Consider the following 12271-nt stretch of genomic DNA (forward strand, 5'->3'; position numbering starts at 1 on the left):
ACGGACTGTTCCTCTGACGGCGAATACTGGCCATGGGTCGAGGCGAGCCCGGTCGAAGACGGTGAGCAGCGGATCGTACGGGCGGCCCGTCGGCTCCCTGCCCTGTATACAACGCTTCCAGACGGAAGAATCCACGAACATGTCTGGTCTGTAGGAGAGGGGAGGAACACGCATGCAGACGAAGAGCCGCAGGTGTTGTGATTCCGCTGTCGAGGTCACATGGCACCGTCGGGGACTCGGGCGGTCAGCGCCCCACTAACCACCGTGGGCAGGACACAGACACAAAAGGTGACCTTCGTAGCGGTAGGCCCGAAGAAGGTCGTCCTACAGACTAGCCGTAGAAGTAGCCTTTCCCGCGACATCCGCTGCCCGGGCTGCCTCCGGACCGCGGAGACAGGAGAGCACGAATGGTCACGATCGTGGCAGGCCGGCCCGCTCCTCAGAGGGACCGTCCATCGGACAGGGAATCCATCGGAAAGAAGAGGAGGACGGCCCTGCACAGCCCGGTCGGCCAAGTACTCGGACCGACCGCCCGTACGGACTCGCCTGAGTCCCATCGTCCTGCCGCCGGCTACACTTCAACCCCATGAACAGCCCTGGAACACGAGTTCCTCATCTTGACCGGGTCCGCATACTGGACCTCTTCGCCGGCCCCGGCGGACTCGATGTGGCAGCGCACTTCCTGGGCTACGACAGCATCGGGATCGAGTGGGACCGGAACGCGTGCGAGACACGCTACGCAGCAGGTCTGCCGACTATTCACGCCGATGTCAGCGTCATGCGTGAGACCCGCTTCCACGAGATCCCCTCGTCGGTCGAGGTGCTCACGGGGGGGCCGCCCTGCCAGTCCTTTTCCGTCGCCGGCAACGGAGCGGGACGGCGAGCGCTGGAGACAGTGAAGGAGTTCATCCATCGCCTTGTGGAGGGCAAGGACGAGGCCGAAGTCGACAAGGACCTGCATGCTCTCGGCGACCCACGCACCGCTCTCGTTCTGGAACCCCTCCGCTGGCTGCTCAAGGCGATCGAGACGGAGGGCCGCGACCCGTACAAGGTGATCGTCCTGGAGCAGGTGCCGGCAGTCATGCCTCTGTGGGAGGTGTACGCCGAACTTCTCGGCGGAGGCGAAGGGAGGCTCAACGGTGTCAAGTACGAGACGAGTTGCTGGAAGTTGAAAACGGAGCGGTACGGTGTACCACAGACTCGGACACGTGCTGTCCTGGTCGCCCGACGCCCCGGCCAGGGCGCGGTCGAACCTCCCGAGACGACGCACCTGCCCTTCGAACTGCGCCGGGGCAAGGGGGCCACCGATGCCGACGGGCTCCTGCCCGATTCCGATATCCCTCGTGCCCGGCGACCTTGGGTCTCCATGGCGCAGGCGCTCGATGCAGCGAGCAAGTCGGACGGGTCCCCACTGGATGTGTCCCGGCTCGTGCAAGACGGAAAGATGCAGTTCTTCGTGGTCTCGAACTACGGTTCCGGCGGCGACCCGAAGAAGCGAGGCCGTCGCCTCGCCTCCCAGCCTGCGTTCACGGTCACCGGGAAGGTCTCACGGAACCGGGTGTACAGAAACCAAGCCGAGTACAAGGCCCAGCGATACGATCGCTTCACGATCCCCGAGTCCGGAGTGCTCCAGACCTTTCCGCACAACTTCCCTTGGTCGGGGAACGACCAGGCGCAGCAGGTGGGCAATGCTGTACCTCCCCGGCTCGGTATGTATGTACTCAGCAAAGCGCTGCGAGGGAACGCTCCGTCTGCGGCCGAGCTTGCCGCCGCGACCACGTGGCCTGCTGTGCCCCGGGCCACGACGGACCAGCTCCGTGCCTTCGGGTGTGGGGATCAGAGCCGTTGTCCTCCGGATTCGCACAAGATCAGTCCCCCCCGGCGGAAGCCCTCCCCCTGACCGGCGCGTTGGTGAACAACTCCTCGAAGAGCGAGGACAGGACGTCCACCGCATCAGCCGGGGCGCGCTCTTCTTCCGGTCCCTCCGGCAGATCGTTGCGGGGCGAGGGAACAGCCGACTCCGATGCCCTGATCCAATCGCGCACGACATCGCGGTCCCGCTCGACGTCCGGAGCCATGACGTCGTACATCAACGTCGCCGCTGCCGCGTTGACGGCCGAGGTGAGCGCGTTGACCTCTCGTCCGGTACGCACGGTCCCCTTTTCCAGGAGCCGCACGAGGGCCAGTGCAGTGGGACGGTGATCGACGACATCCAGTCGTAGTGCGGAGTTGAGCATGTCCTGATTGCCGCAGGCGACAACCACGGGCCGGTAGTCCGAGCCGTCGCGGAAGAGTTCGGCAGACCACCAGAGACGAGCGAAGGCCTGTGTGTAGTGGGGGCCGACGAATCTCCCCCTGGACACGCGTCCGTACCGACCTTGCCCCTTCGGCTCCGATCTGTGTCGCCAGACGACATAGTCCGGGGCGACACCCAGGGCCAGGTAAGTCCACAGCCGTTTCTCGGACGCTTCTCGGCGGGTCAGCCGAAGTGTCTCGTGCAGCCGCGGGGCCAACCATGCGTCGGCCGCCGTCGGACGCGCGTCCCTGATTGCACCGAGCGCATCGTCGATCAGGTCTCGTACACGGTGTAGCTGCCACCGTGTCTCGTCTCCGGGCAGCGGCTCGGCGATCTTGTTCAATGCGATGGACGGGACGTCCTCACGTCCTTCGAGCAGCCCGTCCGAGATGAACTCCGCAGCCTGCGCATCGGTCAGCAGGGCAAGGTGCTCCGGCAGGTGTTCGGGACGGGAGGTCACGCGTGCATCTCCTGCTCGAGTAGTTCGATGTCGCGCACAGTGGTGGCCAACGCTTTCGGCACATCGGATCGGCGCGCGGCCGCCAAGTGGATGCGCGGCTGCAGATCCGCCCAGCTTCCCTCACCGATCCGCCGCAGATGCACCTCTCGTAGCGCGTCTTCCGCCGAACGCCCGGGAAAGATGTCGGGAAGCATCTCGCGCAGAACGGCACCACGCCAATCCGGTGGGAAGAGCGGTGTCCCGTCGTCCTCGACCTCCAAGTCACCGATCGCCGTGTGGAAAACAGCAGTCCAGACGTCAGCGCAGATCTGGGCCAACAGCATTTCTCCGACCACTCTCTCCACCTTCGAGCCCTGGCCCTCCATCAACGCGGCGAGTCCCTCGAAGTCGGAGTTCAGGCGAACGTTGGGCATGCGCCCCGATGCATCCACAACCCACGGTGCGTCACGGAATGCTCTCAGCCACTCGGCACCCCGTGTGAAACTGACGGTCTGTACATCGAGTTGACGGGCCCGGAGCGGAGCGTCGGCCGTCATATCGATCATCCACTCCTGTTCGGTCGAAGCGATGATCCTGCCGGCCACCCCCTCGACGCGGGCGACCACGTGCACGGTGAGCGACGCACGATCCAGGTGATCGTCCCGATCCAGCTCGATCTCACCGGCCCAGTCCCCCTCGCTCCCGGGCGCCGGCGACAGACGCGCGACACTCCGCGCGTTCGTCGCTCCCTCTGTCAGAACCGCGACGACGGATACATCGGACCAATGTCCCTTCCTCCGGATCTCCCGGGCGGGTACAGAGGCGGCAAGTCCGATCCGGGCGGTCCGCCAGTCGTCCCGCTCCGCCCTGCCGAGCGCCACGACCTGCTCGACGGCCGAGCAGGCCCTGACGTCCAGCTGCTCGCGGTGTTCGCCGGGGCCGCGCAAACGGACGGCTGTGACCCTGGCCGTCACCGCCCCGCTCAATCGGGGGTACGGGTAAGCCCTCATGCCCCGACCCACCTGCCCTCCTGCAACTCGACGACGAGGCCGGTCAGTGCCGCACGCACAGGGTGACTCGAAACATCGGTGACGCCCCGGAACACGGCCCGGCGGCTTCCCGGTGTGAAGCACAGAACCCCGTCGTCGAGTTCGCAGTGGCTGATGGCGACAAGTTCGGCCCAATCGACCACCGGTCGGGGACCGGAGCGGACCTCGAGTTTGGCGACGGGCGTCATGCGCCAGGTCTCCGCCCGTGGCGGAAGCCTGACCTCAGCAGTGATCCGCCACGCTCCTGTTGGGTCGACGACAGCCTCCAGGTCGTCCATCCTCGGGCGCTCCGCCACTCCCACGGCTCTGGGGGAGGGTTTGCCCGACACCTTGAGGCGTCTGCTCACCTTGCCGGCACCCGTGAGCTTCTTCTCCTGGCGAATCGCGACGAGGGCGTGGACGGCCCGATTGGTCTCGGTCGTGAGCGCGGCGATCCGCCGATGTGCCGAGGGCGAATAGCGCATTCTCAGTTCCTCGGTCTGTCCCCACTTGTTGTGTTCCGGCGGTTCGGAAGTACGGAGGAATTCCTCCGCCTCTGCGGCGAAGGGAGCGTCCGGCCCGGCAGCCAGGCCGGCGAGCAGGACCGCTTGGAACGGGTTGGTGCCGATGGGCAGGCCCGGCACATGACTCACCTTGACTGTCATACGGTTACCGCGCATCGCAGTCACCCTGTTCGGCTTTCCGTCGGTGTCCGTGGCCCGCGTGACGAGGAGTACTGCCCGGTGCTCACCGGCGGTTCCGGAGGTTCCGTCCTTCTCCGGTACTTTCAGCGGCACAGTGGTGCATGCCACCTGTTCCTCCTCGGTGATACGGTCCACCGTGGTGCCGCACAGGAACGCCCGGAGCGCCCTCGTCCGTGCGGGCTGGTGGACCTCCGGCTCCACCTTCTCCTCGGCGATGAATTCCGCTCCGTTCCGCAAAGACCGAACCGAAGCCTCCAACAACGGCTGGTGGTCGCCTCCCGACGTCATGGCGGCCCAGAAGTTCCGTCCGAGCGCTTGCACCAACCTTCTGTGCATACGTTCCAGGCTGTCCTCGTCGTCCCCCGCATCCCCTTCCGTGCCCTGTCCGACCTCGGTGAGGCTGGCCACGTCGTGTGCCCCGACGATCAGGAACGACGTGCCGGGTTCGTCGGTTCCACGAGTGAGGTGGAGAAGCTCTGCCGTCGCTTCGTCGGCCCACCACGAACGCGCGACCTCACCGTTACCGGCTTCGTCATCGGGCCGTCCCAGCCAAGCGGGGCCGGCATACCTCTTGCCGGCCACCTCTCGCCAGGGCAGGTCCAGCCGTCCGATGAAACGACGCTCCGTCCGGCCTTCATGGGGCTCACAGAGCGTCGAATTGATGAGCACGAGGCCCAACCGGCTGGTACTCCAGAGCGTGGCCTTGCCCAGGCCGTACGACCCTCCGGCCATCAGGTCCGACTTTCGGCTGTCGAGCTGGCGCCGGACGACTGCGGCGAAACGACCGTCCTCGTAGTCGTCACCGGTGAGCCCGTTGGCGTTGTAGTCATCCACCCGGAGAAGAACGAGCCGGTCCTTGTCCATCATCTCGCGCAGACCTGCTCGGATGGCACGGCCCACCTTCTGGTCCTGCGCAGCAGCCGCTTCGAAATGCGGGAGAAGATCGTCCCAGTGGATCGCTTCGCAGAAGCGTGTCAGGAAGTCCCCTGTCAGCTCGTGCAGCGTGTAGGAAACCCTGACCGGTCGGTCGTTACATCTGACGCGCTCGTCGAGACTGTTCTGTGTCGCTTCGCGGGCGAGGACTTCCACGTCCGCCTCGAAGGCGAAAGCAGCCGCGTTTCCGAATTCACGCCCTCCGTCATCGTGGCCGGGGCGGTGGTACCAGACGACCTGACTCATATCGTTCGCCGGCTGCTCCGGAGTGGCACGGGAACCGTCCGCCCCCGACTCGGCTTCAAGACACTCCTGTGCCCGAGCGAGAAGTTCAGGCGGGGGTTCGGAGCTGCCGTTCAGCCAGGCCTCGACGGTGGCCTGTGGCACTGCGAGCCGACGCCCCGCCTCGACCGCGTCCCACCCTCTGATTCGCATACGTTCGGCCATCCATCGACCGAACCCGATGTTCACCGACGTCACCGCTCCCTCTTCTCCGTCGGCACTGCTCTCCACTTCCTGCTCGCAACCACCGTTGCGCGGCGGGGCCTTCCACCCGTACGAATCCCTGACCGAGCCATCGGAGCCGCCGGAGGACGCGGAACCCGCGACGCTCATTTCACAAACAGCCCGCCGCCGGCGGCGTTCCGAGGCCGGGTCGTCGGGCTCCAGGCCCAAGTGCACCCTCAGATCCTTGAAGGCCCACTTCTCGAGCTGTCGGATGCGCTCCCGCGTGACGCCGAACTCCTTTCCGATCTCCTCAAGAGTCCATGGTGTCCCGTCCACGAAGCCGTAGCGGAGCAGGAGAACCTTCCGGGACCGTTCCGACAGGGGGCAGGAGTCGAACAGATTGAGGATCTCCTGGCGAGCGAACACCGGCCACAACACCTGTTCAGGCCCCGGTACGGGCGTGAAGGCATCAACCACCAGTTCCCCGAGAGTCGTGTCGGCACTCACAGGCTGTTCCAACGAGAGCACCACTCGGCGACTCAGTTGCAGACACTTCGCGACTTTCTCGGAACTCATCTCGCAAGCGAGAGCGAGATCGTCCACATTCGGCTTCAGCCCTTGGTCGAGACAAGCTCTCTCGGCTCGACGCACCTTCTCCACATCCACCCTCATGTGAACCGGCAGCCGGATGGAGGTTCCCTCGTTGGCGATGGCCCGCGTGATCCGTTGCCGGATCCAGCAAGTCGCGTAGGTCGAGAACTTGCAGCCCAGGGTGACGTCGAACTTCTCGACGGCGCGCATCACACCGATCGCCCCATGTTGTACAAGATCCTCGTACATGGGGCCTCCCGGCCGATGTCCGAGGTCCCGGAGAATCTTGTGAACGAGTCGCTGATTATGGGCGATCATCGCGGACAGAGCCCTGTGGGCCTCGCCCTCCCGTGGCAACCCAACCGTGTAACCGTCGGGCAGTGGGCCAGATATTTCCTCCCTCCCCCGGTACAGCAGGCAGAGGCCGACTTCCTCCTCGGCCGTGAGAATCCTTCGTTGCGGGTTCGCCCGCCGTCGATCCACCTCGAGCACCCGACGCGCAGCACTGCGAGCAGCCTCGAAGTCGCCGACGTGATCCGTTCCCCGGAATGCTTCGATGTCGGGCTCTTCCGTGTCCTCGCCGAGTTCCGAGTCCGAGAACGGGTCCCAGTGAGCGGTGTCCCCGTCGGCCACCTGCTGCTCCGAGGAGCCCACATCGTCCGCGAGGCCCCGACCGTCCCTCTGAGGCTCCGCGGCAATCTCCGCAGCCGCGACGGCCTCCGACAGGGCCTGGGCTTCCGACGCGTCGAGACGCGCAGCGCGCAGTACCTGCTGCACCGCCACCCGGGGTTGCACTCTCTCGGCCGTGAAGCGCCGAACGAGTCGAACGAGGATCTCCGGGAACGTATGGTGCTCACTCTGGCCGGAGGCACCTCTTCGTGTCCTGGTCATCCTGCCCCCAACGCCCCGTACGGCCACCCCTGTTACGTACCAGTCCATCACTCATCGGCCTCGTCTGCCAGCTTCTGTCCGGGCCGGAGGCACTCCCCCAGGCAACCCTCTGTATTTTGATGGGGCGTTGGCGTGACAAGGGGGGAGAGAGTCGATGCGCATCATCCCTAGCGAGATCTCGAGCAACACCAGGAGCAACGCGGAACGCAGCGTCTTCGCCGCGCTGAAGGCGGTACCTGACGACCAGAGCGTCGCGTTGCACACCGTGCACCTTCCCAGGCACCGCAAGAAGCGCGTCGGTGAGATCGACTTCGTCGTCATCACGCCCGATCTCCTGCTCTTCATTGAGGTCAAGGGGGGTCGAGTGCGCGAAAGCGATGGAAAGTGGTACTACGGCCCACCGGGCCGCGAGGACGGACCGAAGGAGAGTCCGTTCAAGCAGGCGAGTGGGGGCATGCACGAGTTCGAGCGAGAGCTGGGAGCCCTGATCGGCGATCTGAGGGACCACGGCGTCGCCGGGGGTTACCTCGTGATCACTACGGACGTCGACCTCGACCGTACGACGGAGTTCGAACCCGAGCAGTACCTCGGGGCCACGGCATACGACGGCGGCCGTGGCCTGGCCGCCGGCATCGAGCGGGCGACCCGCTTCTGGTCGGCCCGGAACAGGTGGGCACGCACGCCGGTGCCCGCATCTCTCCGCAAACGGATGCTCGCGGCCATTCGTCCGGACTTCGACCTGGTGCCGAACCTGCAGTCACGCCTGACCCATCTCGACGTCGTCTTCGAGCGGCTCACCGAGGAACAGCTCGACAGGCTCGACGAGTTGGAGTCCAACCCACGGCTCATCTGGACCGGCGGTGCAGGAACGGGGAAGACGTTCCTTGCCGCCGAGGCCGCCCGCCGCAAGTCGGCCAGGGGCAGCGTCCTGTTCACGTGCGCCGGCAGCACTCTCGCGCAGCATCTGGCGGCAGTCCTCACCGAGGTCTCGATCACGGTGCTGCCGTTCGACCGGCTCGACGAGGTGCGAGGGCAAAGCTTCGACCACCTGATCGTGGACGAGGCTCAGGACCTGATGTCCTTCGAGGCTCTCGACGTCCTGGAGGAACTGGTCGCAGGAGGTCTGTCCGGCGGCCAGTGGATCTTCATGCTCGACCAGAACAATCAAGTGCTGACACCGGACGTCTACGACCCGGAGGCATGGCAGTACTTGTGCGACCTGGGGTTCCGGTACGGCCCCATGAAGCGCAACTGCCGCAACACCGTGCAGATCGTGAACCAGGTGCGCTCCTACACCGGGGCCGATCTGGGGATCGCCACTGCTGGTGAGGGGGAGCCCGTACGCTTCGTCGATGTACACGACACACAGGACGAGGCCCGGGCTCTCGACGTGTACGTGGACGAGTTGGTACGGAACGGAGTATCACCTCGGGACGTCACCTTGCTGTCCGTCGGGGGGGAGTGGGAGACCAGCTCCGCCTGCCAGTCGCAACGTTCCTCGAAGATCGAGCGGTTCGCCGACGTGGTCGGGACCGAGCGCAGGAAGCACCGGCTCACCTGGTCGTCCATCGGGGATTTCAAGGGACACGAAAACCATGTCGTCTGCCTTCTGGACCTCGAACCGGCCCATCTTGAGGGACGGCTCGACGCGATCTACGTCGCGTGGACAAGGGCACGCGCCCAACTCTGGGTCGCGTGCCGCCCCGGCACACGACAGGCACTGAAGGACCTGGGCGTGGCCATGCTGAAGCAGCAGGGGAGGCTCTGATGAACGATGCAGAAACACGACTTCCGGAGCACCGGGACGAATTCGTCTCATACCTGCGTCGGCAGCTGGTCGGTCCCGCGTACGCCGAGGACGAAACCCTGGTGGATCCACCGGATCGCCGGTACCTGATGGGAACGCTGTACCCACGCGGCGTCTCCTTGTCCGAGCATTCGAGGGACGACGGGGAGCAGGATTTCGCCGAGAACCAGGCAGGGAGCGGCGAGGAGGACGGTTTCGCGGACGACCCCGTGGCTGAAGCGAACGCGTGGCTGCCCTCGTCCCTCGGCTTCTCCTTCTTCACCGATGCGGATCGCGTACGGGTCACGTGCAGTGCCTCCCGTTACCTCACGTTCCGGGAGGGCGGGCGCCGCAGTTGGCGTCGGCAGCCTCGCCTGGCCAGCACCGAGACCGTCACCGTCGGGCAGGCCTCACCGATCGGCGTGCTGGACGGACACGGACTTCTGCATGTGCGGTGGCGGGCCTTCGGCGAGGGACACCTCGTGACGTGCGTGCTCGCCAACGGGCACGACGAGGAGGAGAGCGCTCACAAGGACCGGGACCTCATGCTCTTCCAGGCGGAAGTGGAGGCCACGACTGTCGGCGGGAGGATCATGGAGTACCCCAGCACCCGCCTCACCAGTCGGGACGAGGAAGAGGAGGAGCTGCGTGTCCAGTACCGCCGCGTCATCACGAGAGCAGTGGGTCACGGGTGCGCGGTGGAGTGGGACGACGACGGGGAAGTCGACACTGTGCGCGCCGAGGTCATGCCCCAACAGGTAGTGCACCACATCAAACCCGACGGCCCCGTGAGCTTGCCCGTCCTTCGTCTCGCACACCTGTCGCAACCGGTACCCGCTGCCGAGCTCCGGGACGAATTGCAGCACTTCGTCGAAGGTTATCGCGCGTGGTACGACCACCAGCAGACGGTGGCAGACGGTTTCGGGCCCTGGGCGGCCGAGCCGGCCGGACGCATCCTCCGTCGCATCGAAACGGCTCTGAACCGCATGGTGCGGGGGGTGGAGGCGATCACCGCTCCGACCCGGGCGGGTGAGGACGCGCGCGAGGCCTTCCGGCTGGCGAACCGGGCGATGGCGCTCCAGATGCTGCACAGCCGCCCGGAGCTCGCAGGCAACCGGCGCCGCCGCACCGATCCGGTGCTCGAGCTGACGGAGCCGGACGGCAGTTACGCATGGCACCCGTTCCAGCTCGCATTCTTCCTGCTCGTGGTCGAAGGACTCATGTACCCCGAGCACGAGGACCGCGAGACGGTCGATCTGATCTGGTTCCCCACCGGCGGTGGCAAAACCGAGGCATACTTGCTCACCGCATGCTTCGAGATTCTCTGGCGGCGCCTGCGCTTCGGCGCCCAGGGCGGCGGAACTGCTGTACTGAGTCGCTACACCTTGAGCCTGTTGACGACTCAGCAGTTCCAACGGACCGCTACAGCCGTGTGCGCCCTGGAGTACATCAGGAAGGGGCACGACGGACCGCTCGAGAAGAGCTTGGGCGAGGAACCCGTCTCCATCGGGCTATGGGTGGGAAGAGAGACGACGCCGAACAGGGTCGACGCGGCGCAGGAGGAACTCGAGGCTCTGAAACAGATGGAGGAGCCCGACGACAGGTTCCTTCTGGAGCGATGTCCTTGGTGCGGTACCGAGATCGTTCCGCAGCGGTACCGATCCGACCGCGACTTCGGCATCCGAGCTGACGGAGCCACCACCTACTTCTTCTGTCCGCGGGATTCGTGCGTCTTCCACGAACGGCTCCCGGTGTCCGTCGTGGACGAGCAGATGTACGAAGAACCGCCGACCTTCCTGCTCGGCACGGTGGACAAGTTCGCGCGCCTGGCCTGGGAGCCGAGAGCGGGGCGCCTCTTCGGCGGGAACGGTAAGCGCGCTCCCTCTCTCGTCATCCAGGACGAATTGCACCTGCTGGCAGGACCATTGGGAACGACAGTGGGACTGTACGAGTCCGCCGTCCTCGAGTTGTGCAGGCGAGGCGGTACGGCAGCGAAAGTGATCGCGTCGACGGCGACGATTCGGCGCTCGCAGGAGCAGGTCCAGAACCTCTACGGGCGTACCGCACAGCTCTTCCCCCCGCCCGGCCTCGATGCCGGTCACTCGTACTTCGCGTCCCCGGACGAGAAGAAGCCGGGGCGCATGTACGTAGGTGTCATGGCCCAGGGGCACACTGCTTCCACCTCGACGGTCCACGTCGGAGCCGCCGCTCTCCAGGCCTCGGAGGAGGTCTGTGACGACGACACACTCCGGGACGCCTACTGGACCGTGGTCGCTTATCACAACAGCTTGCGGGAACTGGGCCGGACGGTGACCATCGCCAGGGACGACATCCCGGCCCGTCTCGAACACCTCACGCAGAACGAAACGCACCGCCGTGAGCTGGACGACGATTCAGTGGTGGAACTGACCAGCAACATCTCGAGGGCCGCTCAGCCCCGGCTTCTCGAGCGTCTGGGAAAGAACTTCAAGAGCCGCGACAGCGTGTCCTTCCTCGCCACGACGAACATGCTGTCCGTCGGTGTCGACGTGCCTCGTCTCGGCCTGATGCTCATGAACGGCCAGCCCAAGACCACCTCGGAGTACATCCAGGCCACCAGCCGCGTCGGCCGACGTCACGTCCCAGGGCTGGTTGTCACGCTCTTCCGCTCCACCAAACCCCGGGACAGGTCCCATTACGAGTCGTTCGGCGTGTACCACCGTTCGCTCTACCGGCACGTCGAGCCGACCAGCGTCACTCCTTGGTCCCTGCCGTCGCGCGACCGGGCGCTACACGCAGTTCTCACCATTCTCGTGCGCCACGGCATCGGCCTGGCGGCGGAGAACAGAGCCGGGGAACTCCTTGAGCACCAGGCAGAAGTGGAGCGTGTTCGCGACATCCTCGTCGACCACGTGTGTCGCGCCGATCCCAGCGAGGCGAGCGCCGCTGCCGACCAGCTCGACAAGCTCGTGGAGAGCTGGAAACAGGAGGCAGAGAACGCCCGCGTCGACGGTGGACGACTCTACTACCAGCCTCAAGGACGTCAGCACGCGTCGCTGCTCCGGGACTTCGGGAAGCAGGACGGCATGTGGCCGACCCTCCAGTCGATGCGCAACGTGGACAGGGAGTGCCTCGTCGTCGTGAGAGGAGCCGGCAGTCAGTGAAAGATGTTCGACG

At 65.7% G+C, this 12271-nt stretch carries 6 protein-coding genes and 1 pseudogene; 3 read left to right on the top strand and 4 right to left on the bottom strand.

Annotated elements, in window-relative coordinates:
- The first annotated feature begins 586 nt into the window (after positions 1-586).
- The gene (locus SCA03_RS14120) at positions 587-1900 is read left to right on the top strand and encodes a DNA cytosine methyltransferase (protein ID WP_086814769.1); all 1314 of its coding nucleotides are present in this window, start codon (positions 587-589) and stop codon (positions 1898-1900) included.
- On the opposite strand, the gene SCA03_RS14125 is transcribed toward SCA03_RS14120, so the two are convergent.
- The 4 genes and pseudogenes from SCA03_RS14125 to SCA03_RS37230 form a co-directional block, all read right to left on the bottom strand.
- A complete protein-coding gene (locus SCA03_RS14125; RefSeq protein ID WP_086814770.1) occupies positions 1869-2756 on the bottom strand; it encodes a DUF6339 family protein in 888 nt (295 codons plus the stop codon). The two genes, SCA03_RS14120 and SCA03_RS14125, sit on opposite strands and share 32 nt — an antisense overlap.
- Positions 2753-3745: a hypothetical protein gene (locus SCA03_RS14130; RefSeq protein WP_086814776.1), complete on the bottom strand. Its 993-nt coding sequence runs from the start codon at positions 3743-3745 to the stop codon at positions 2753-2755. The genes SCA03_RS14125 and SCA03_RS14130 overlap by 4 nt, the downstream gene beginning before the upstream one ends.
- Complete coding sequence (locus tag SCA03_RS37225) at positions 3742-5847, bottom strand: transcriptional regulator (RefSeq protein WP_230988679.1); 2106 nt, start codon at positions 5845-5847, stop codon at positions 3742-3744. The genes SCA03_RS14130 and SCA03_RS37225 overlap by 4 nt, the downstream gene beginning before the upstream one ends.
- A gap of 240 nt (positions 5848-6087) precedes the next feature.
- Positions 6088-7377: pseudogene (locus tag SCA03_RS37230) on the bottom strand (sigma-70 family RNA polymerase sigma factor); the annotation flags it as partial.
- 106 nt (positions 7378-7483) lie between these two features.
- On the opposite strand from SCA03_RS37230, the gene SCA03_RS14140 reads away from it, so the two are divergent.
- Together SCA03_RS14140 and SCA03_RS14145 are read left to right on the top strand one after the other, a co-directional pair.
- Positions 7484-9097, top strand: a complete 1614-nt coding sequence (locus SCA03_RS14140) for an NERD domain-containing protein (protein WP_086814772.1) — start codon at positions 7484-7486, stop codon at positions 9095-9097.
- Positions 9097-12258 (top strand): helicase-related protein, encoded by a 3162-nt coding sequence (locus SCA03_RS14145; RefSeq protein WP_086814773.1) that lies wholly within the window; start codon positions 9097-9099, stop codon positions 12256-12258. The genes SCA03_RS14140 and SCA03_RS14145 overlap by 1 nt, the downstream gene beginning before the upstream one ends.
- Positions 12259-12271: the final 13 nt, after the last annotated feature.

Source organism: Streptomyces cacaoi (assembly GCF_006539165.1).
Classification (GTDB): Bacteria; Actinomycetota; Actinomycetes; order Streptomycetales; family Streptomycetaceae; genus Streptomyces; species Streptomyces cacaoi.